Genomic DNA, 23,286 nt, shown 5'->3' on the forward strand with positions numbered 1-23,286 from the left:
TAATACACCGGGCCGTTTGAACCAAATAGCATATAGTAAAGAAATAATCAATAAAACATGGCACTAAGTACTGAAAGGTTTACAGCATTAGATATTTTTAGGGGGATGACCATCTGTTTCATGATCATCGTAAACGCCCCCGGCTCGGGCGCGGATGTATGGACACCGCTTGACCACGCCCCATGGATAGGTTTTACACCAACCGACCTGGTTTTTCCGTCGTTCCTGTTTGCGGTGGGTAACGCCTTAAGCTTCTCTAAAAAGAAGTTTGAATCGGATGCCGCCTTTATCAGCAAAATATTTAAACGTACGGTTATCATCTTTTTATTAGGTTACCTCATGTACTGGTTCCCGTTCTTTCACCGCGTTGCCGATGGCTGGGCTTTTAACCCGCTAAACCATACCCGTATAATGGGTGTATTGCAGCGTATAGCCTTGTGTTACTTTTTTGGTGCTTTGATTGTTCACTACTGCTCTCAAAAAACGGCGGTTATTATATCGGGGTTACTGTTGGTTGGTTACTGGTTGTTTTTAATCCTATTTGGCGAGGCAGGTAAGGAGTATACCATGCTGGGCAATGCGGGCACCAAACTGGATATTGTATTGCTTGGCAACGATCATTTATACCACGACAAAGGTGGCCCCATAGCTTTTGACCCCGAAGGTTTACTAAGCACACTAACCGGGATAGTAAATGTGATAGGCGGTTTTTTAGCCGGCGCGTTCATCCAGCGTAAAGGTAAAACTTACGAAACAGTGGCCAAACTCATGATATTTGGCGGATTGCTTATCGTATCTGCCTTGTTCCTGGGCCAGTTTTTCCCGATAGCCAAAAAACTATGGACAAGCACTTTCTCGGTGCTCACCATCGGTATCGACCTTGCCATATTGGCCCTGCTGATATTTGTTATCGAAATAGAAAAAGTAAAACGTGGCACCAACTTTTTCCTCATCCTGGGGCGTAATTCATTAGCCATCTACTTGTTATCTGAATTGCTGCTTACCGTTTTTCAAACCATATGGGTAGCTCCCAAACTGAGTTTTTACGATTGGATAAACCGGGTATTTTACCAGCGGGCGTTCCCCGGCGCACTGGGCACACTGGTATTTGCCATTTGCTACATGTTGCTGTGCTGGCTGGTGGCTTATGTGTTGGATAAAAGGAAGATATACATTAAAATATGATAATGTTAAAGGTGTTAGGATATTATTGGAGAATGGTATTATACGTAGATAAAATGTCTATTCTACCGTCATTGCGAGGTACGAAGCAATCCCGAACTTTGCAGGATTGGGATGCCTTTGCCCACGATGCTTCGACGGGACTACCCGTCATGTGTTCTATTTTCGACGTAAGGAGGGCTGTCACCCTGAGCCTGTCGAAGGGTCGCGCGGAGAGGCCTTTGTCCGCTATCCTTCGACAGGCTCAGGATGACAGCCCTTTGAGTATTCCGCGGATTTTACGGCTCATAACTTTCATTTTAACCCTCTTCCTATCCCACACCGCCTCAGCCCAACAAACAAACCACCTGCCCTATGTAAACCCTTTCATCGGCACAGCCCAAAGTAATGTACTTACTAAATGGGGCAGCGAAGGCGGCACCTATCCTGGTGCTGTGGCGCCATCGGGTTTCATGCAGTTAAGCCCCGAAACCAGGTTTGGAAAGGGCTATAACTACGGCGATAGTGCTATTTGTTATTTTAGCTGCTTCAGGCATATGAGTGGCTTTCCCGAGGGCTCAGCCGGCAGGTTTTATGTGATGCCGGTTAAAGCAGTTGATGGATTTGAACCCCGTAAATACGGCCGAAAATTCTCGCACAGCAAAGAAACGGCAAGCCCCGGCTACTATAAGGTGAGTTTTGATGACGACCACAGTACCGTAGAGGCCGCAGCAACAACCCGTACGGGCATGTTCCGGTTTACATTTGCTGCCGGTTCATCACCGCAGTTGTTTATCAGCGAAGCCGGCAAGATCAGCGTAATATCCCCGAGTATAATCCAGGCCTCCGGTGGCAACATGGTTGTCAATTTTACCGAGCCTTTTATCTCAAAAGAACAGGTTGACGGTGGCTGGATCTTCAGTTTTGCAGCATCTGTAAAGGGCGATAAAGTTATCGGGCTTAAATTGAGTGCTTCCACAGTTGGTTATGCAAGTGCCCAGCGCAATATAGACCAGGAAATAGGAGCATTATCCTTTGACCAGCTGCATAAACGCACCGCCAATGAGTGGCAAAAAAAACTGGCTGTTGTTGATGTAACCGACAGCAACGATGCCAATAAAACTGTTTTTTATACCGCCCTGTATCATTCGCTTTTAATCCCCTGGGTTATCGACGATGTTGATGGCCGTTATATGGGGACCGATGGCAACATCCACCAGAAAACAGGCGCTCACCAATATGGGGCTTTCTCTCCCTGGGATACTTTCCGCTCGTTGCACCCCCTGCTTACCCTGCTTTACCCGGATAAGCAACGGGATGTGATTTTATCCATGCTGGATATTTACAAACAAACCGGCCACCTGCCAACCGAATCTATGACAGGCAACCACGCTATACCCATTATTGTAGATAGCTACCTGAAAGGCATCACCGGTTTTGATAAGCAGCTGGCTTATATCGCCATGAAGAAAAGCGTACTGGAGCCGCCGTTTGTCCAGCCGGATATGGAGATCTTTAATCAAAAAGGTTATATCCCCTTCACCCGGTCCGAGTCGGTTACCCGCACTGTTGAATATGCCTATGACGACTGGGCCTTATCACGATTTGCAAAAAAGGTTATCCATAATGATAAAGACTACCAGCTTTTGGCAAACCAGGGCTACAGCTACCGCAACCTTTTAAATAACGATCAACTATTGCTGTTGCCCCGCAACGATAATGAGTTTAAATTACAGCCCGGCATGTCGGGTTATAAAGAAGGGGATAAGTGGGTTTATTCTTACTTTGTGCCCCAAAACACAAAAGACCTTATTAACCTCACAGGCGGCACCGACCAATTTGCCCGCCGGCTCGATTCGGCGCTTAGCAATAATGTGATCCTGTTTGATAACGAGACTGTATTTCATTTGCCCTACCTTTTTAACCAGGCAGGCAAACCGGCATTAACCCAAAAATGGTTACGAAAAATTATGCTGCATCGTTTTAGCAACAGCCCCGGCGGCTTACCGGGTAATGACGACCTGGGCTCAACATCCAGCTGGTATATTTTTAGCGCCATGGGTATTTACCCGGTTTGTCCCGGCAGGCCTTACTATGCTATCGGCACGCCCTTGTTCAAATCTGTTACACTGCACCTGCCAAACGGAAAACACTTTACTGTAAGTAGTAATGTTTCAGATGCAAAAGGTTACGTAAAGGGTTTAACTGTTAATGGCAAACCCTGGCAGCAGCTAAGCCTGCCGCATTCGGTATTAACAGCCGGAGGTTCGATGATTTTTGATTTAGCAGGTAAGGCAGGCAATTGGCCAAATAATAATAACCCTGTTGAGCTATCGGAAACAAAACAAAACCCTGGCTTTAAAATATTGAGTTGCTCGGTGTCAAAAAACAATGTTGCGCCCGATGAACCTTTCACTGTTCATTTTTCAGTCAGTAACTCGGGTGCTACCGGCGTTAAAATTGTTACGCTATTGGTAAATGGCAAACCGTATGCTTACAAAAATTGCATGGTAGTTTCGGGTGGCACTCAAACAGGCTCGTTGGTATGCCGGCTTTACCCCATCGGAAAAACGGAACTTAAACTGGAGGGGCTGCCCCCGGTTATGGTTGATGTAAAACTGCCGCCAAATCCGCCGGCTTATCCTTTCAAAATTACAAGCCTTACCGCTACCGCAATGCTTAAAGTTAATGAGCCGCAGCATCTCGCTTATATCGTCCAAAATATTGGCGGCATAAAGCATACTTTTAACATCCCAATAACCCAAAACGGCTCCTTGATTTTTACCGATACCGTTGTTTTGGAACCCGGCGAAAAAAGGGTGATAGAACACGTACTGGCAGGCGCTTCAAAAGGATTCCAAAGGATATCCACGGGTGATCAAAAGGTGGTTTATAAGGTGTATAAAGACAATGTTGAATCGCTTTTGCTTGATCTTTCTCCTATAGATTATTCGGCCAATAATTCAGTAAAAGACAACTCCGGATTTCAGCATAACGGGCAAATTACCATTACTCAGAAACCTAAAACCAGCGGCAGGCTGGGGTTTAATGAGCATACTTTTGTAGAGGTTCCCAGCACTCCCGCCCTGGATAACATGGCCGAAACCATTACCATGATGGGCTGGGTATACCCCACCGGGAACGAAAAAGGATTGGTTGATATGATAACCAAAGGCGATAGCCACGTTTTGCAGGTAACAGATCATCAAACGCTTACTTTTTTTGCCGGCGGCTGGGGCCGTGGCGATTGCACCGTTAACCTGCCCGCTAATTGGAATAACCATTGGCACCACATTGCCGGAGTATGCACGGGTAAAACACTCTACCTATATATTGATGGCGTATTGGCGGGCACCACCGTGATGGAAACCACGGCAAACCTATCTATAACCAACAAATGGACCCTGGGTAGGAATGAGGAGTTTCCATCTGAAAGGATTTTTCATGGATATATGGATAAGGTAAAAGTTTACCAGGCCGCCCTAAGCGCTGATGAAGTATTGCAGATAGTAAAAACTGAAAAACCAACAGACAGCCCCAATTAATTACATTGCCAACTTTAAAAGTTATCGGATAATATGTAGGAGAAAAGCATTTTTATTGTTCTATAGTTTATCGGGGTGGCGGTTAAGTTAGTCCTCTCCCCCTTACAAACAGTTTTACCTCACCTGCGCTTCAGCCACCAATTCCTCATCGTTGGTTTTAGCTGCAACAGGCGCTGTGCGCTTTTTTACCACTTCGTCAAATTTTTTTTCGTAGTCGGGGTGGTTGGTGCCCATCAGCCTGTCCCAGATGTTAAAATAAAGGCCGTAGTTGCATTTAACCAGGCGGTGGTGCATGTTATGATGGGTTGATGTATTATGCCATTTAAACAGCTTATTGCTGGCGAAGCCTTTCGGAAAAAGCTCGAAACCCAGGTGCCCTGTTACATTAAGCAATAGTGAATATAACGAGAACAGGGTTAATGCTGTGCCATGATACGGAAAGGTGAAAGCTATCAGGGGCACAATGCCTACTTCTATAACAGCCTCAAGCGGGTGAAAAGCGTATGCCGCAAATGGGGTTGGATTGGTAGATAGGTGATGGGTTTTATGTACCGCTTTAAATAAAGGCTTCCAGTGCATGGCACGGTGTGTCCAATAAAAATAGGTATCATGCATCAATATCATCAGCACAATACTGAAGATGTAATAACCCCATCCTTTATCGCTGATATTGGGATAAATGCGGGTTAGCCCAGCTTTACTTGCGTAAATAACACCCATGATAACCAGGCCGAAAATAATGATGGTGATAAATGAGTTCACCACCTCGCGGATCACGTGTTTATTTTCGGGATATCGCTGCTGTATTTTGGCGCGCCAGATGGTTTTATTCTTCCACACATAAAACACCAGGTAAAATGATCCTGCAAATAACAGGTAACGCACAGCCAGCCGAAGTAAAACGTTGGATATGGTGATCAGATCATCTATGCGGAAACTTTTAAACATCTGTTATTAAACGTTTAACAATGGTTAGTTTATATAGTTGAAACTAAAAATCCTTATTCAATAGTTTTTCCAGCTCTGCAAAGCTGATGTTCATTTTTACCCGGCCTTGTTTGGCGTAGGATAATTCGCCGGTTTCTTCGGATATAATGATGGCAGTTGCTTCGTTGGCTTCGGTTACGCCGATACCTGCACGGTGGCGCAGGCCAAATTGCGCGGGCAGATCGGTCTTCTCGGTCAGCGGCAAAATGCAGCTGGCCGATTTAATCTTGTTTTCGGCAATCACCACGGCCCCATCATGCAGGGGGCTTGTTTTTTGAAAAATACTTTCCAGCAATCGTTTAGATATCCGGGCTTCAACAACCTCACAACTATTTTGATAAAACTGCTCGTCGTAATATTTGGCAAACACAATGAGGGCGCCGGTTTTAGTTTGCTTCAGGCTTTTACAGGCATCAATAATGGGTTTAATGCGGGCGTAGTTGTTTTTCTCCACCTCCTTTTTACCAAAAAAATACTGCCACCAGGCCTTATTGCGCTGCAAGGATGCGTTTTTACCTACCAGCAGCAAAAACTTCCGGATTTCCTGTTGAAAAACGATGATCACCACGATAATACCTACATCAACCACCTTTTTCAGGATGCCGGCCAATAGCGGCATTTTGGTTTCGGGCACAATAAAGTACAGCAGGTATATAAATGCAAGCCCTATAAAAATATTAGCGGCTATAGTACCACGCAGCAGGTTGTAAAGCTGGTATATGATGGTTGCCAGCAACAGGATATCCAGTATGGCAAAAGGGGTAATTTTAAGGCTGCTTAAAAAGGATTGCATTTACGAAGTTAACAAGTTTCGGCAAGTTAAAAAGTACAGTTGTTATAACGGAAAGCCGTAAATTAATTTAGTTAACAGCACTAAGTCGTAAGTTATAAGCCATAAGTCGAATTTGCTCTTTTTTTGACTTAGACCTTAAGACTTTCGACTAAGGACTATCCGCATTAGTTACCCGGCATATATGGGCCACCAGGCACACCCCAACCCCAGGCGGGCATTGGTGCATCAATAGCCTCGGTTGCTTCGCTCTCTTTTGAGTTGATAACCGCAATGCGTGTACCCCACTCCAGGTAAGCCAAAAATGCCGACCGGAATTCGGGGTCGTTGGGTAGTTGTAATTCGTCGGCAGTTTGCAGCAACAGTTCCATCCAGCGTTTGCGGTGGGTCTCGGTCAGGTATTTTTGCAGGTGTTTGCTTATCATAATAAAATGGCTGCCCTCCTCCTCGCTATAAGTTTTAGGTCCGCCCAAAACCTCGGCAACAAAATGGGCAACATGCAGGCGGTGCTGTGCCGACATGTGCTTAAATACCGGCTCCAGCAGTTCGTCGGCCAAAACCTTATCGTAAAACTTATCAAACAACCTTTCAAACGCCGGCATACCACCGGCCCACTCAAAAAGCGAAGGGATTTTCTTAGCTGTCATATCTTGATGCCATTAATTCAAAATAAAGATAGCAGAGAACAACCTAAAATGTGGAATTAAATCAGGAATCTTTACTTATTCCGTTCGGTAGTAAAACGTACCAGCTGCTCCAGCGCACTATGCGAATCGCTCGGTGGGAAGGTGTTCAGAATTTCAAAAGCCTCGTCCTGGTATTTTTTCATCTGGGTTTCGGCATATTGCAAACCGCCCGTTTCGTTCACAAATCTTATGATCTGGGCAATTTTGGCAGGGTCGTCGTTATGGTTTTTAACCAGGTTGATGATCCTTTTCTTTTCAGCCGGCGTGGTATTGGCCAGCGAATAAATAAGGGGAAGGGTAACTTTTTTTTCTTTGATATCAATACCCAGGGGCTTGCCCACATCGTCGGTACCAAAATCAAACATATCATCTTTAATTTGAAACGCTATGCCTATTTTTTCACCAAAAAGGCGCATCTTTTCAACCACCTCGTCGCTTGCCCCGGCCGATGAGGCCCCGCAGGCGCAGCAGGAAGCAATAAGCGAAGCAGTTTTCTGGCGGATGACCTCGTAATAAACAGGTTCGCCAATATCCATCCGGCGCACTTTTTCTATCTGCATCAGTTCGCCTTCGCTCATTTGCCTAACTGCCTCCGAAACAATGCGCAGTAATTGAAAATCGTTATTTTCGATAGAAAGCAGTAAACCTTTGGATAGCAGGTAATCGCCAACCAAAACGGCAATTTTGTTTTTCCATAAAGCGTTGATGGAGAAGAAACCGCGCCGTTGGTAAGAGTTATCAACCACATCATCATGCACCAGCGAAGCGGTGTGCAACAACTCGACCAAAGCCGCCCCCCTGTGGGTAGATTCATTGATGCCACCGCAAATTTTGGCAGCAAAAAAAACAAACATTGGCCTTATTTGCTTGCCCTTACGTTTAACAATATAATGGGTAATACGATCCAGTAACGGTACCGAGCTATGCATAGAAGACTTGAACTTCTCCTCGAACGCATCAATATCGGCAGCGATAGGTTTCTTAATGTCGTTGATGCTCAGCATTTAAACTAAACAAGCTTTTATGGGTGTAAAACTGCCATGTGGCAATATGAGGCAAACATAAGCTAAAATTATTTATCTGCATTGATGCAGAATATTTTTTACCCAAATTAAACTATCTGGTCAGCAAACAGTCAATACCAATGATTGCCATATTTATAAGTTGAGTTAAAGTTTTGTGTGTGCGGGTTACCTTAAAAAAGGTGCCCGCTTTTTTATTAGCGGCAAATGCAATAATATTTTACCTTTGCAATCCATTTAGCAAATACGGAGAGGTGTCTGAGTGGTCGAAAGAGCACGCCTGGAAAGTGTGTATACTTCAAAAGGGTATCGAGGGTTCGAATCCCTCCCTCTCCGCTAAGTATATTTTAAAAAACAACAAAAACGCTGTAAATAAATAATTTACGGCGTTTTCTGTTTATGTCAAAAGTCAAAATAAACCAAATAATCGCATACTTCTGGTGACCTCTGGGGGTGACCCGTCGAAGCCAAAAACCAACAGGTCATCAGAAATCTTATAAAGGCCTGAAAATCAATATATTAAATAACAAAACATCTTAATTTCAGTATGATTAAAAACTACTTTTATTCACTTAAAAAGCGACCCGCGATGAACAAATCTTTTGCACTACTCTTTTACGTAAAGAGATCTAAAATTACCGGTGAAGGAACAGCACCGGTTTATCATTGACAGTTTCCAATACTTAGTTAGAATAACATTAAATAGCAACGACCTGCTTTTTCCAAATTTCTACAACCTGTATTCCATTTGCTGCGGTAAAGTTAAGCGTAAGCTCAGTATGCTCCTGATTAAATTCAAACCTTATCTTAAAGTCTGTACCTAAAGGAGAATTACTTATCATTGTTGGGCTTCGATATAATGTTTTTTCCAAGTAATACTGACCGTCAATTTTATAAGTGCCGTTGTGTGTGGTAATAGGTTTATTATTCTGCATGAGCATATTAGCAAAAGTCTTGTCGGCATTAAAAATTTTGAGATAACCGTCAGGGGCTTTCATTGGAATATTATTGTACGATTGCCGCGCCAGTTCCCAGGTGCCGACAAATTGTTTCTCATCAGATTGAGCGTAGGAGATAATCACTACCAGGTGCAAAATGATGAAAATGATTGCGAGTCTCTTAATTGTTTTCATATCAAGGTGTCATAGTTGATTTTATAGTGCTGACTTATCTGACATAGAGCTTCCTGCCGGAAGATTTGATCGTGATAAAGGTTCGATGGGTTAGATATTTAAAACGGCGTTAAGTAACTTATTCTCGGCATAGGTCCTGATTACGTCTATTTCCGAAGAATCTCCTTTTCCGGGGTGTCATAACATATATATTTCTTGACATGGCGTATAGTTTTGATGATATATGGAATCGGCAAGTTTTAATTATTAGTCTGAAATTTTTTCTGTCCCTCCTCTACTTTTTTCAGCTGTTCATATAATTTTGAATTGTTCGGTATCTTTGATCCTGAGCCTTTTCCATCAGCAGTGCTTTCTTCATACCTCTCAAGATTATTGACATCGTTAAGATTATATATAGCTGGGAAACGTGCCGGGGAACTCTCATATAATGTTTCCTAACTGGTGGCATATTGTCCGACACGGTCTGCAGCATCCGGGTTGGAGTAATGTTTCGCCTGAACCAGCTGCGGCACTTCACCCCATGCGCGTTCAACCCGGCCGTCTGCGTTTTGGGCATTCCAATTATCTACATTATCTCCTACCTTAAATATCATAACTGAAAGTTATCTTGTGTTTACCTATAAAGTAGGCCCATTCAATCCCGGCCAGAACAATAGGGCAAGCCTTTTCTTATAAGCCTAATTGGTTTATAACATTTAGCGCTAATAATGTTATTTGCAGGCAAGATCAAATTTTAATGATTCAGCGTTCGCCTCTTGTAGGTGAGACAAACGCTGAATCATTAAAAAGTGTATTGTCAAAATTTAGCGGAAAAAGTTAGTATGTAGCGCATAAAAGTTTAGATATTTTAGCCATCAATGTTCTGATTGACCAGGAATTTCAGGAATGCCCGGATCATCAAGAACCTGCACCGTTGTGACCGGGCCTACGGTCTTCCAGTCTTGCATTACCCAGACAACCTTCTTGTCCCTGGTCACTTCTACCATCTGCGGGCCCTTGCCATTATTGTCACCCCGCGATGTAAAAATGGTATTACCATTGGCTAAACGGGTACAGGTTTGGGGCGCGGTAGCAAACCGATACGCCTCCGGCAGGTCGGTTTTAGTATTGAATTCCCATACTGTCTCCCCTTTTTTATTAACCTCCTGTGCCTTTGAGTCGGCCTCATTGGTAATCAATGTATTTCCATTTTTTAAACGAAGAGCCGACCATGGCTGCCTGCAAGCGTACCTCCAGATTTCTTTAAAGTCCTTGTCGTATTCTACAACATATCCTAGTCCAAAAACGGAAACGAGATAAGTTCCATCGGCGGTAATACGGGCCCTCCGATATTGGCCATGGATGTTATCTGGGTTCGGTGGTTGCGAATATGGAAGCTCATGTTCAACCTCTACAGCACCTGTCTTAATATTTACAACCATCAGTTTGGCCGGAAAACCGTTCACCACAAACATCACCTTGTCCAGGCCAATAGGTTGACAAGTATGAATTTCGGTATGTTTAGGTCCGGGTCCGGGATCGCAATCATAACGCCACACCACTTTTTTATCCGGTGTGATTTCTTCTACATATTCCATTCGGGAAAACAGGATATTACCATTTGAAAGCATCCATACATCATCATATTCATAGCTTGTACCTGTAGAATAGGTCCAGATCACTTTGCCTTTATTAACCAGGAACATTTTATCGTAGTTTTCGCCCACCAGCAGCATAGAATGCTGCGCCAACCCCATACCCGGCAGGTTTGCAGGTGTTTCTCCTTTAACCCAGCTACCCGCAACAGCAGGGGTTTCACCTGGGCCTACTTCAGGAACATTAGGAGCTGTAAAAAGATTAAGCACGTCCATACATGGTGTGGCCCTTGAAAATACATTTTTCGCTCCCACAGTTTTATCTTTCTTTTGTGCAGCGGCAAGATTTGTGAAACCTAACAAAAACAAAATTACAAGGATACTTTTGATGTGTGTCATGATAATTATCGATTAATATTCGTTATTGAATTTTCGGCTATTTAAATAGTTGGTAACCGGGCATTATTGGATAATATGTTTGCAGAAAGTTAAGTTTCCTGAAAAAACAGCCGCTTTTTCAGGATTTGATCATCTATTGCGTAGTAATTGTCAGGGTTTTACCTTTCTTCAAGTCTGTATCGTCAATAAAATAGCCGTTTACTTTTTGATCGTTCCAGGCTATACCCGTTATTTTGCGGCCTTTACCTTTTTTAATAATGGTGGCAGGTTTTGCACCCAGGCTCAACGTTACCTTATCGAACAGTGGCACAGTAACAATATATTTCGGATCAGCAGGCGAAAATGTATAAAATCCCATCGCATTATACACAAACCAAGCCGACATTTCGCCTGCATCGTCCATACCTGGATAGGCCAGTTTGTACTTACCCATGCCGTAAAAATGATTCATTATACTATCCAGGTACATTTGCGCTTTTGGTTGTTGACCTACAAAATAATAGTAATAGGTAGTGCTATGGTCAGGTTGATTACCCTGACAGTAATTGCCAATAAAGGCCGACATATTAGCTGCTTCGCGTCCATTATATGGCGTAGTGTACAAGGCATCCAGTTTTTTCTCTGCAGCGGCTTTGCTGCCAAAAAGTGAGATTAACCCGTTTGGATCATGCGGGGCAAAGAAAGTTGACTCCCAGGCATTCGCTTCGCGGTACATGTATTCGTAATATACAAAGCCCGGATCGAAATTCTTTACCCAACTGCCATCGGCCAAACGGCCTTGCATAAACCCTGTTTCGGGGTTAAAAACATTTTTATAGTTACCAGCACGCTTCATCAACATATCATAGCTTTGGGTGTCGCCCAACGCTTTCGCTAACCTGGCGGTAGCATAATCGTCATAAGCATATTCCAGGGTTTTGGTAACTGCAGCTTTTCGGACAATGCCAAGCGTAGGTTTTTCTACCGCGTCTTCGGCTATGTAGCCTTTTGTATTGTATTCATCTATGTATTTACGGGTACCCTCAACGGTAGCGTTTTTCAACATCAGTTCGTAGGCGCCTTTTACATCGTAATCTCTTAGTCCTCTTAAATACGATCCCGCGATAATTACCGAGGCGTGGTCGCCGTGAAAAAATGTCGGCATGAAGCCACTTATTTTACCTTTGTCAACCAGCGATTGTATAACGTCGTTAAGTACTTTTGGCGATAACATGCCCAACAATACATCTTTGTTCCGATAGTCGTCCCAAATGGATGGTTCGGTATAATAATTAAAGCCCTTATTGACCACCTTACCGCTTATATCGGTAAAATCGCCGTTGGCATCACTTCGTAATGCAGGCCAAAGGAATGATCGATAAAGGCAGGAATAAAATAATCCTTTCTGGCGATCCGTACCGCCCGTAACTTGTATTTTGCCGAGCAAGTTGTTCCATGCGGCGATGGCCTCCGTTCTAACTTGTATAAAGGTCTTTCCCAACATTTCCTTCTGCAAGTTCGCTTTAGCATTTTCAACAGAAACATAGGAAAAGCCGATTTGCAATTCCAAAGGCTTTGCGGCATCTCCAAAACTGATCACCGGCGTCTTTTTCGGTCCTGCTGGCCTTTCCCGGCGGCCGTGGGCCTGGGTTGCAGAAGCGACCGCGGTTAGGGTGTCTATTCCGGTGATCTTGTGATTAGACACCGCGTAGAAATACATTTTTTCGCCGGTCTGTTGAAACCCGATTAGCACATCGTCGCCCACGCGGTCAATTTTCCAGCTACGTACTCCTTCATTGGCCATTGACAGGTCGGCGATGAGTTTTTTATTGGTGTTTGATTTGTAGGTATACCGATGGAATGCACAACGTAAGGTTGAAGTTAGTTCTGCATTTACACCATAACGCTGCAAATAAACCTGATAATAGCCAGGATGAGCCGACTCGTTTTTATGACTGTAAGGCGACTCATAATCATCAGCGGAAAAATTGCTGCCTGATGCGGGCATCAGCGGAATGTTACATAAATTCCAGTGGCCTTTGCTGGTGTGAGCAAAGCCATAAATAACAGTATCCTCATACTGGTAACCAGAACCGCTATGGAATTGTGTTACCGGGGTTAATTGCACCATCGCGTTGGGTAAGGATGCGCCGGGAAATACTTCAGCGCCCCAGCTACGATAGGTAGGCACAAAGCCAAGATCTTTAGGGTCCCATAAAGTAGCGGTGCCCAATAAAGGGTTTACGTAAGATGTTACGGGCGTTGGCGGGGTCTTTTTCTGGGCTTGGGCATAGGTTGTTGCCAGAAAAAATAATACAGTTAGTAAAACGTTTCTTTTCATGTTATTTATAATTATCGGGTACTTAATAGCTGGCAAATAAATGCCCCTTGTAGTACCCGGTTATTTGCATAGCGGTGCTAAGCTTTGGAAAGCCGATTTGGGCCGCCACCTTCGGCGTAATAAAACCGGCTATATTCACGCTGTATATGATTTTACCGATGTGTATTTTTACAAGCTTATTTCCATTGGTTTATTATTGTTCAAAGGTAAATATCGCTGCGGGTAAACCTTCTTTATTATACAGGGTAACGCTGCTTTCATCGCTCCCGGCGTATCTTACATAAACCGGGTTAGCCACGTCCGGGTTGCTTACCACCACTTTATTATTTTACTATTTTGGCGTCTGCAGCTTTCCATCGGTATCATATGTCCAGATATTGTTATTATATTGCTCAGTAAAAAAACAACTCCCTTTTTTTCGACCGAAGAGCCCTCCGTAAAGTGGAATTGACGCGCAACCAGTTTTGGCTTGGTCAAAGTATCGCATAGAAGCGCCTCCCGCAAAAACGCGATCGGCGATATGAGCGTTCGCAGCAACACGCCCGCTGCCAGGCTATTCTTTTTTATCATTATTTCATTTTTTGTGAGGGTCTATGGGCAATAGGCCGGTTTATATGAGCAATAATAATCATAAGTTTTTAGGCTGGTGCGATGTAGGTGGTGCGATGTACGCTTCGTCAATAAATATGTACAATAAGGCAATCGAGCGATTGATTTAAGCAAGTTATTTATGCCGAATTAAGGGTACCAAACCGTCTGTTCAATAGGGCCAAAGTCAGCATTTATCGCAATTAACGCTTAACCAATCATTTCGGTGGTTCATTGCCACAGGATATAACTTATCAAGGTTTCCCATTGCTCCATTTTCAGGGCGAATCAGTATCTGTTTTGACCAGCTCTCTGGCTAAATAGCCCCTATGGGCATTTCAATAGGAGGATTTTGATGCAAGGCGTGGGGTTAGCCACGTAGTTTGAAAAATTTTTCTCGTTTATTTCAGCTTGACCATTTGCATTTACCTAAATGGCGGTAAGTAGAAATAAAACGATTGCAAACCTGTTGTGCCTTCCTGATGAATATCCTTTTAACATTTCAATATTATTTATTGGTTCATTTTTTGGATCGTTAGGCTTAACTATCCAATCCAGCGTAACGGCGAGCAAGCTGATCCATACCAATTTAATAAGATAGATTTCATGGCACAGGCTATTATTTTCATTAAATATTTTTCGATAACCTTACAATTTGAAGTTACGAAATGGCGCCATCAAACAGATCAATAAATACAGTTGGTAAAAGTTCAATTAGGATATTAACCGTCCGGCAGGACATAAGCAAGTGGAAAATGCCAAATGAAACATCTGTCCATGATTTTAATCAGGAAGTAGGTTGTATCTACAAAGCGGAACGATATAAGGTTCGCGATAACGGCGCAATACTACGATGCCGGGATGGTGGTAAGCGGAAGTGTGCAATTGATAATCAATGGCCTTTTGATAAGTCTAATTTCAAAACTGGATATATGAAAATTGCTTGTGTACCTATTCATAGGATAGTAGCGGTCGCTTTCCTCGAAACCAAACCGACTACTAATCATGTTGTTGACCCATAGATACTAACAAACGAATAATCGGCCTGAAAATTCACGATGGGTTACAAGGCTGGATGCTGAAGAACCAGCGGCTATTCTGACTGATCACATCCAACCATCTCCAGGGGTAATTTGCTACTGAAAAACCGGCATCAAAGTCCTGGTTGTAAAATGAAGGAACAACCGGTATAATGGTTATTGCCGCATAAACAGTAAATGTTCGTAAAAAAAGTGTGTTATACCACTTCCATTAAGGAGCGGCGAAATCGTTTGTATTTGCCATTATCCCAGCCTTTTATTAACCTCGCTCCAGTTAATTACATTCCACCAACCGGCAACATATTCATTACGCCTGTTTTGGTATTTAAGATAGTAGGCGTGCTCCCAAACATCAAGTGCCAGCAAAGGAACACCTTTTACTGTAGCATTATCAAACAATGGATTATCCTGGTTAGCTGTAGAAGCGACGGTTAGCTTACCGTTAACAATCACCAGCCACACCCAGCCCGATCCAAAACGTGTTAACGCAGCCTGCGTAAATTGTTCCTTAAACTTGTCAAAAGATCCAAATGCCCCGTTCAAAGCGTCTTTGATCTTTCCATCAGGCGCGGTTGAGTTTGGCGTAAGGCTTTGCCAGAAAAAATTATGGTTCCAGGCCCCGCCCCCGTTATTACGCGCTTTGGGCGAAAGCTGTGAAGCGTGATCAAAAAACTCCTTTTCGGTAGTAAAACTTAATTTTTCGGCAACTATAGCCTCATTTACATTTTTGATGTAAGCAGCATGATGCTTGCTATAATGTATCTCGTTTGTGAGCGCATCTATATGCGGCTCCAGCGCTTTATAATCAAAGCCCAGCGGTACTTGTGCAAACTTCAGCACATCGCCCGGTATAGTTGCTGGGCTTTTCGAGGTCGCGTACGTGTCTTCACTGCTTAAGATCAGCGGCCCGGTTACGGCGATGGCAGCGGTTACTTTTATTGCATTTTCAATAAATTTTCTGCGATTATTGCTTTTCATGATGGATGTTGATTAGTTATGAAATTGATTGATTAAGAAATAAAGCTTCCCGGAAAAAAAACCGGGACAGCTCCATTGGCACATCTATTAAATCACTGCTATTTGTGCTATGTTTTTTATTAATTATGGGTAATGATAGTTGCGCCAACATCATTGGTGCCCGGTGTGCCATTGATGTAAATGGTATATATTTTACCAGGCGCCAGCACTACATTGGTTAACTTGTTGTTCAGTATACTTACCGCAGAATGATCTGAAGATTTGCTTACAGAGAAGTTAACCGTACCCGCATCAACGGTAACAAACGGGCCAAGTGACCAAACGTTGAATCCGGTACCAGAAAGTATTGATCCGCCCGCACGGCCGTACACCGTATTGGTAAACAGGGCAGCCTGTCCGGTAATTCCAAAATCAACAGCCGCATTGCCGGGTGCCAGGTGTACAAATCTCACTTTGGCCTTACCGGCAGCGGGCGCACTCAGGTCATCATAAAAAAGGATGAGTGAATCGGCTGTGGCTTTGGTGTTTTTTACCGCAAATACCGTATGATAGTAAGTAGCTATGGGCCCGTTGGGGCCACCCGTAGTTGTAAAAGCAGCACTGTTGCCAAACTGGCGTGACGCTTTGTAAGATGTATTAGTACCTTCTGTAAAGTTGATCTGTACATCGCCAAACTGAGTGTCCAGGTAGTCGGTTTTCGCGTTTATGGCTACGGCCGTTTTGGTTACCTGGGTGGTATACGTCCAAAACTGGATACCAACGTTTACCGGCCTTGCGTTTACAAAACTGATATGTGCTGCAAGTGCCGGCCTGTTTGCATCGTTAATATTCAGGTAGTCTGTTTTTTTGCAGGAGGTTGCCATAAACAATACACCCGCTAAAAGTAAGGTTAATTGATATAGCGCTGGTTTTAACACCAACCTGTATTTATTATAATTTTTCTTATTCATGATATGTAGCTTATAAATGAGCGGATAGTTTGATAAATGGCTGAATGCCTGCACTGCCGTTTTGAATACCCACAACAGTAGGGTTGCGCAAACCGGCTATAGATGGGTCGGTATAATCGCCCAATACATTAAATACGTTGTTTACACCGGCAGTAGCCTGTAGTTTGGAGGTAAATTTGTATCCTACCGAAAAGTCGGTAACCCAGATGGGTTTCAGGGTTTGGTAAAAATATACCGGGTTAAGCGGGTCGGCAGCACTGAGCAGGGAGGCTGTTGTAACTTTGCCAAAATACACTGTTCTTAACAGGAAAGTGAATTTGTCAAGGCTGTAAATCCCCTGCAGGTTAATTTTTTGTGCAGGGATATTTGTAGTAACCCTGGCCCGTTCGCCTGGGCTCAGTATCACATTCTTATAAGCTTCCAGTCCCTTCGGAGTATTTACTTTGGTGACCTCGTTTTTTGAAAAGTTTCCGCCGAAGAGGAAATTGATATTTCCTTTAGCCAGCAATACTTTATAACTACCGGTAAATTCTACCCCTTTGGTACGGGTGCTGAATTCATTGTAAAAGAAATTTGCCTGTGCCGCGCCTGTTTGCTGAAAAAGCGTTTTAACATCTGCCGGAAGATTGGCATCTGTTGAGGTAAAGTTACCCGTATTACCTACCCTGTTATCGATGTTAATCAGGTAAGCGTCAACGGTTAATTCAACGTTACTGCCGGGTGCCGATGTAAGGCCCAGTGCATATCCTTTTGATTTTTCGGGCGTAAGTTTAGGAATACCTAATGCCCTTGCTGCCGCACTTTGATTTGATGCGGTTAAAATATCCACTCCTCTGCCCTGCTGAAATGTAGTAGAAACGGAGGTGTAATAAGACTGCGCCAGGTCTGGTGCCCGGAAGCCTGTATTGGCCGATCCGCGGATGTTGAGCCACCTGGCAAAACTGTAACGGGTGGCAGCTTTCCAGGTAAATACATTGCCAAAATCTGAAAAATACTCTGCACGCCCGGCACCCGATATAAGCCAGGCCTTGGTTACGTTGAGTTCTACATCGGCATACCCGGCAGTTACTGAACGGCTTACGTTGACCGCGTTTTCGGGCCGGAAACCTAAGTGGATCTGTGAACCTGCGGCCAGGCCGTTCAGCGACGTTACCCCCGCATTTGACAAATAGGGAATACCGCCAACAGTTGTATCAACATCAACAATAGTACGCTGATCTGCCTTTGAATACGACCCTTCTTCACCGGCGATGATCTGGAAGCTTTCTATCCTATGCTGTGCTCCAAAAGCCACATTCAGGCCTTTTAAAGCTTTTTCAAAGTAACGATTGAAGTCGAGCCCGGTGGTATTTTGTCCGGCATTATATCTCCCTGCATCAAAACTGGTAGGGCTTTTTAGCCCCAGGCTGGCGTTTAAAGAATTATCAACCCTATTGGTAAAACTATTTTTTCCAAACACGTTAGATAGATCCACGTTCCAATCACCAACCTTTCCTTTTATACCTACGGCAATTGATCCATCTACTATATTATTTTCCATGGCAGGTAAAAACCCATCCGGATAAATAAAATTATTGTTCCTTGATGTCCAGCCCGGCAAACGGTAAACGGCGGTAAACTGAGAATTACGGCTGCTGATAGCACCAAAAGCGTATATATCGGTAGTCTTATTTAATGGGAAGCCTGCATTAAAAGACAGTAATGCATCCTGGCCAGCGTTTGCCCCGCCGCCACGTTGATCAAAAAAATGACGGTCGATACCACGGCTTTTCAAAATGGCGTCGTCAATTTCTTTGGTATAAATGGCATCATAAGCGCGGGTATTGGCACCGCCGCCATAAATAGGACCATTGTATAATCCGGCGTCTTTTCTTCCGGCGGGCAGCGCGATAGCCTGCGTGGCGTATTCGGCAGTAGCATTAATATAGCCGCCTGTGTTGCCTAAACCAACCCCATAGTTTACGCTGGTACGGGTTATTGCCCCGTCGCCACGCCTTCGGGTGCTGCCCGAAGTACTAACAGCAAGGTCATCTGTTTTTTTCTTAAGCACAATATTGATAACGCCGGCTATTGCATCTGATCCGTATTGGGCAGCCGCGCCGTCGCGTAATATCTCGATGCGGTCAATTGACCCCGACGGAATGGAGTTTAAATCGTATCCTGTAGACCCATTGCCCAGGCCACCATAATTTACGTTTGCGCTTTTGTGCCTGCGCTTGCCATTTACAAGTACCAGCACCTGATCCGGTCCCAGCCCCCGTAACTGGGCTAAGCTAAGCGCCGAACCTGCATCACCCGCATTGCTACCGTTAACCGAGTGGAACGATGGCGAAATGTACTGTAGTATTTGTGTAACACTCACTTGCGGGGCCGATTCAAGTAAAGGCTTGATATCAATAACATCGACAGCTGATGCGGAATTGAGCTTGGTACGGTTGGCATTACGCGAGCCAACAATCTGCACCTCGTTAAGATTATTACCTGCTGGTTTTAAAACAATATTGAACTCTTTGAGTCCATCTATCTCAACTTCCTGGCTTTCATACCCTAAAAAGGAAAACACCAGGTACTTGCCATTACGCACTACGATAGTAAAAGTACCATCGGCCTTGGTAACCGCGCCTTCATTCAATCCTTTAATGCGTATTGATACGCCCGGTAAAGGGGCCTTGTCATCGGCAGCGGTAACTATTCCGCTAACCGTTCGTTTTTGTGCAAATATGTTTTGCCCGTATGCCAGGCTGAAAAATATAAGCAGGAGTACAACTTTTTTCATTTTACAATAGTTTTAGACAAAGCAGTGGCTAAGACGGTGTTTTTTACACCGCATGCACAGCATATGTCCATGATTAATTAATTATTTAACAGGGGAGTTATTATCAGTTTGAGGCGATTTTTTGCTTAAAACGATCGTCGGTAAGGGCCTTTAAAAATTCTACGATATCATTTACTTCCCCATCATTCAGGTTTAGCGGTTTATCCAATGACAAATCCCGGTTAATGCCATCCTTCACAATAAGAGATGGGTTGTTGTAATATTCAACCACACTTTTCAAAGTTTTAAACTTTCCGTTGTGCATGTAAGGAGCGGTAACTGCAACATTGCGCAGGCTGGGTATCTTAAATTCCCCTTCTTCTGTTTTGTTGTTGGTGATTTTTGACCGGCCCGGATCATTCAAATCTTTACCATTGTACAAACCGATACTTTTAAACCTATCGGCAGTAAAATCCTCGCCCGAATGACAGTTGTTACAATTGGCCTTACCAATAAACAATAAACGGCCACGCGCTGCCGAAACAGACAAGGCATTATCGTCGCCATTAATATAGCGATCATAGGGGCTGTTGGAAGTTTCAAGTGTGCGCTCAAAAGAGGCTATGGCTTTCAACAGATTATCTTTGGTGGGTGCTGATTTAAATATTTTTTGAAATGCATCGGCATAGTATTTATTTTCATTTAATTTTTTAACGGCATCCTCAATAGGAAGCCCCATTTCTGTAGCCGATGTAATAGGCCCAAGTGCCTGTTCTTCCAGCGACGAAGCGCGCCCGTCCCAAAACAGATGCGGACGGCCGGACAGGTTAGTTAACCCGGGCGAATTTCTGGAAGTAAGGTTTCCTTTTATCCCTACACTAAAGGTAGCGGTATCTGCAAAAGCAAACTCCGGTTTATGGCATGAGGAGCAGCTGATGGTATTATCGCCAGATAGTATCGGGTCGAAAAACAGCTTTTCGCCCAATTGCTCTTTGGTTTGCACATCATCTTTAGTGCCCACAAAACTCATAAAGCTTATCAATGTACTGATAGCTGTAATAACCAGAAGTATATTTCCTTTTTTCATATCCTTATGCATTCATGTTGCTGCCGATAAACTTGTCCGGATAGTTGCCAGGGTACCCAATGCGCCCCGGCTACACATCCGTTTCCAAACTTTACGCGAGTTCTTAAATGCTGTTTTTAGTCAAAGCAATAGCCATCCACCTGTTTAGTGGCCCATTTTATCTATTAAAAATTGTGTTGAGCTTTGGCGTTTATTGCGCCACAGCGTTGAGGTTTACATTCAAATCAAAATCATCATAGATCACTTTGTCGCCCAGATTTTCAAAAAAGTTTTTCGAACGGAACTTGATATCGTACTTGGTACGGTCGATGGTGATCTTCGCGGTAGCCGCCAGCTTTTTGCCGCTCACGGTTACTGTCGCGGGGAAGCTTACCTCGTTGGTAATGCCTTTTATAGTCAGTTTGCCTTTAACATCATATTGGTTGCCGGTAGTTTTTGTGGCCGATGAGATTACAAAATTAGCCTTCGGGAATTTTTCGGTATTGAAAAATGTTTCGCTTTTTAAAGTACTCACCAGTTTATCGTTTGATGCATGGTCGGTAATATCAGCATCGGTAATGGTGTTAAGGTCTATGTCGAAGTTGCCGCCTTTAAGGGTGTTATTTTCAATGGCAAAGTTGCCGTTACTTACCTTTACTTCGCCATTATGATCGCCTGTGGCTTTTTTTGCAGCCCAGGTGAGTTTGCTGCTTTCATTATCTACCTTAAAGGTTGATGTTTTAAATTTTTTACCTACTGGCGAGGTTTTAATAGTGGCAGACCGGCCTTTGGTCAGTTTAACACTTTTAATAGCCGATGGTGTAAACGCGGTTAACGATACTAATGCTGTAAATAATACAGCGCCTGATAATTTGGTCATGGTGGTTTTTATGGTTGTTTAAGTGTACCCGGCAAGGCTGTTACCCCTGCCGGGATTTAGTTTAGTTTATTTTCCTTTAAGTTCTTTATTGTTGTTACCTGTAAGGTTGGCCGCGCTGGCCGGTACCGGTTCGGCAATCAGTTCATCCAATAACTTATTGAATTTCTTTTCGTAATCCTGGTAATATTTGCCGGTAACTGCGCCTGTGTAACCTGTATATATTTCACGTACATCGCCTTTACGGTCAATGATAATAGTAGTAGGGAATGCCACAAATTTGTTTAGTGCGGGCAGTTTCTGTGAAACCAGCTTTTTATCAGCCAGTCCGCCGAAAACGATATCATACTGAATGTTGTATTTATCTTTTAGCTTACCTAATGTGTATTTAGCATACTCCAGGCTGTCTTTTTGTTCGAAACCGATAGCAATTGCTTCTACCCCACGATTATGATTTTTATTGAACCACGGTGATAGGAACACCGTTTGATCGGTACAGTTAGGGCACCAGGTACCAACAATTTCAATGATGGTTACCTTCCCTTTATACTTATCATCGCTAAGTGATACTGGTTTGCCGTTTAAATCCGGAAATGTAAAATCCAGTTTTTTGTAGCCTTCTTTCAGGTAGGTTAATTTATACGGATCAGGCAATTCGGCTTTATCGTCTTTAACCGCGTCAAACTTGGTATTGTCATAAATGCCAGAGCCAATTTCGCCACTTAAAGTTCCATCAGCGTTGATCTTGCCTTTGTATATCTTAGGGCTTGGGCCGGTAAAACCTGATAATTGAAACTCATCACCCTGAACCGTACCTTCCAGCTCGCGGCTATCGCCTGTTACCTGCATAATTACGCCGGTAAGTTTATTGCCTGTTTGTTTTAACACGGCAATTTTGTTGGGCACCTGGTCTTTTGAGTAAACTTTCAACTCCCATTTTCCGGTTAGGTTGGCGGTTGGCGCAACGTCCTTCCCTGGTTCAACAAAGCGGTAGGTTTTACCATATTCGGCGGTAAAAGGCAGAGAATTGCCCCTGAAACCTGGTACCAGGCTGCGGTATTCGCCGCTTAGCGTTCCATCTTCCTGAACTTTGGCCACCAGGGCGGCATCATAGGTATTCATTTTGATAAATACGGAGTCTTTACCAATTTGCTTTACGTGGAAATTGTCCCGGCGGCTTCCGTTAATCAGTGTAAATACAGCATGCCCGGCATCTTTTCCCTTTAGTTCAAAGTTGAAAGGCACCTTAGTTTCGGCCACAGTAAATACGCCGCGCCATAGCCCTTGTTTGATAAACTTTACAGGCGTTTTTTTATCCGCAGCCAACGCCGCTGCGCCACTAAACAATAAGCCCACAGACAGGCATTTGAATGAAGTGATTAAGTTGATGGTTTTCATTTGATTAGTTATATAAG

17 protein-coding genes and 1 tRNA gene are annotated in these 23,286 nt (G+C 43.7%); 4 read left to right on the plus strand and 14 right to left on the minus strand.

Annotated features, from left to right (window positions below):
- Positions 1-57: 57 nt before the first annotated feature.
- Entirely contained in the window at positions 58-1,185 is a 1,128-nt protein-coding gene (locus AC1DU2_RS09285; protein ID WP_477383846.1) for an acyltransferase family protein, read from the plus strand.
- Between the two features lie 218 nt (positions 1,186-1,403).
- Positions 1,404-4,706: a GH92 family glycosyl hydrolase gene (locus AC1DU2_RS09290; protein WP_477383847.1), complete on the plus strand. Its 3,303-nt coding sequence runs from the start codon at positions 1,404-1,406 to the stop codon at positions 4,704-4,706.
- A 114-nt stretch (positions 4,707-4,820) separates the two neighbouring features.
- Here the strand turns inward: AC1DU2_RS09290 and AC1DU2_RS09295 are convergent, their stop codons facing one another.
- The 4 genes from AC1DU2_RS09295 to AC1DU2_RS09310 all read right to left on the minus strand — a co-directional run bounded on the left by AC1DU2_RS09295 (position 4,821) and on the right by AC1DU2_RS09310 (position 8,173).
- Positions 4,821-5,654: a sterol desaturase family protein gene (locus AC1DU2_RS09295; RefSeq protein WP_477383848.1), complete on the minus strand. Its 834-nt coding sequence runs from the start codon at positions 5,652-5,654 to the stop codon at positions 4,821-4,823.
- A gap of 43 nt (positions 5,655-5,697) precedes the next feature.
- A complete protein-coding gene (locus tag AC1DU2_RS09300) occupies positions 5,698-6,486 on the minus strand; it encodes a diadenylate cyclase (protein ID WP_477356748.1) in 789 nt (262 codons plus the stop codon).
- Between the two features lie 164 nt (positions 6,487-6,650).
- Positions 6,651-7,130, minus strand: a complete 480-nt coding sequence (locus AC1DU2_RS09305; protein ID WP_477383849.1) for a group II truncated hemoglobin — start codon at positions 7,128-7,130, stop codon at positions 6,651-6,653.
- A gap of 71 nt (positions 7,131-7,201) precedes the next feature.
- Positions 7,202-8,173 (minus strand): polyprenyl synthetase family protein, encoded by a 972-nt coding sequence (locus tag AC1DU2_RS09310; RefSeq protein WP_477383850.1) that lies wholly within the window; start codon positions 8,171-8,173, stop codon positions 7,202-7,204.
- Between the two features lie 266 nt (positions 8,174-8,439).
- On the opposite strand from AC1DU2_RS09310, the gene AC1DU2_RS09315 reads away from it, so the two are divergent.
- Positions 8,440-8,527 (plus strand) — tRNA-Ser (locus AC1DU2_RS09315).
- 362 nt (positions 8,528-8,889) lie between these two features.
- Here the strand turns inward: AC1DU2_RS09315 and AC1DU2_RS09320 are convergent.
- The 4 genes from AC1DU2_RS09320 to AC1DU2_RS09335 form a co-directional block, all read right to left on the minus strand.
- Positions 8,890-9,324 carry a hypothetical protein gene (locus AC1DU2_RS09320; protein WP_477383851.1) on the minus strand — a complete coding sequence of 145 codons (435 nt, stop codon included), beginning with the start codon at positions 9,322-9,324 and terminating at the stop codon, positions 8,890-8,892.
- Positions 9,325-9,758: 434 nt separating this feature from the next.
- Positions 9,759-9,917, minus strand: coding sequence for a hypothetical protein (locus AC1DU2_RS09325; protein ID WP_477383852.1), 159 nt, complete (start codon positions 9,915-9,917; stop codon positions 9,759-9,761).
- Positions 9,918-10,178: 261 nt separating this feature from the next.
- Entirely contained in the window at positions 10,179-11,297 is a 1,119-nt protein-coding gene (locus tag AC1DU2_RS09330; protein WP_477383853.1) for a hypothetical protein, read from the minus strand.
- A 133-nt stretch (positions 11,298-11,430) separates the two neighbouring features.
- On the minus strand, positions 11,431-13,617 hold the full coding sequence (locus AC1DU2_RS09335; RefSeq protein WP_477383854.1) for a GH92 family glycosyl hydrolase: 2,187 nt from the start codon (positions 13,615-13,617) through the stop codon (positions 11,431-11,433).
- Between the two features lie 40 nt (positions 13,618-13,657).
- On the opposite strand from AC1DU2_RS09335, the gene AC1DU2_RS09340 reads away from it, so the two are divergent.
- Complete coding sequence (locus tag AC1DU2_RS09340) at positions 13,658-13,843, plus strand: hypothetical protein (protein WP_477383855.1); 186 nt, start codon at positions 13,658-13,660, stop codon at positions 13,841-13,843.
- 1,645 nt (positions 13,844-15,488) lie between these two features.
- Here AC1DU2_RS09340 and AC1DU2_RS09345 read toward each other — a convergent pair.
- From AC1DU2_RS09345 to AC1DU2_RS09370, 6 genes are all read right to left on the minus strand, one after another.
- Positions 15,489-16,223 (minus strand): superoxide dismutase, encoded by a 735-nt coding sequence (locus tag AC1DU2_RS09345; protein ID WP_477383857.1) that lies wholly within the window; start codon positions 16,221-16,223, stop codon positions 15,489-15,491.
- A gap of 119 nt (positions 16,224-16,342) precedes the next feature.
- Complete coding sequence (locus AC1DU2_RS09350; RefSeq protein ID WP_477383858.1) at positions 16,343-17,173, minus strand: DUF4397 domain-containing protein; 831 nt, start codon at positions 17,171-17,173, stop codon at positions 16,343-16,345.
- A 10-nt stretch (positions 17,174-17,183) separates the two neighbouring features.
- Positions 17,184-19,949, minus strand: coding sequence for a TonB-dependent receptor (locus tag AC1DU2_RS09355; RefSeq protein WP_477383860.1), 2,766 nt, complete (start codon positions 19,947-19,949; stop codon positions 17,184-17,186).
- Positions 19,950-20,052: 103 nt separating this feature from the next.
- A complete protein-coding gene (locus tag AC1DU2_RS09360; RefSeq protein ID WP_477383861.1) occupies positions 20,053-21,015 on the minus strand; it encodes a cytochrome-c peroxidase in 963 nt (320 codons plus the stop codon).
- A gap of 190 nt (positions 21,016-21,205) precedes the next feature.
- A complete protein-coding gene (locus tag AC1DU2_RS09365; RefSeq protein WP_477383863.1) occupies positions 21,206-21,874 on the minus strand; it encodes a YceI family protein in 669 nt (222 codons plus the stop codon).
- A gap of 66 nt (positions 21,875-21,940) precedes the next feature.
- Positions 21,941-23,269 (minus strand): peroxiredoxin family protein, encoded by a 1,329-nt coding sequence (locus AC1DU2_RS09370; protein ID WP_477383865.1) that lies wholly within the window; start codon positions 23,267-23,269, stop codon positions 21,941-21,943.
- Positions 23,270-23,286: the final 17 nt, after the last annotated feature.

Source organism: Mucilaginibacter sp. P4_C11 (assembly GCF_056402115.1).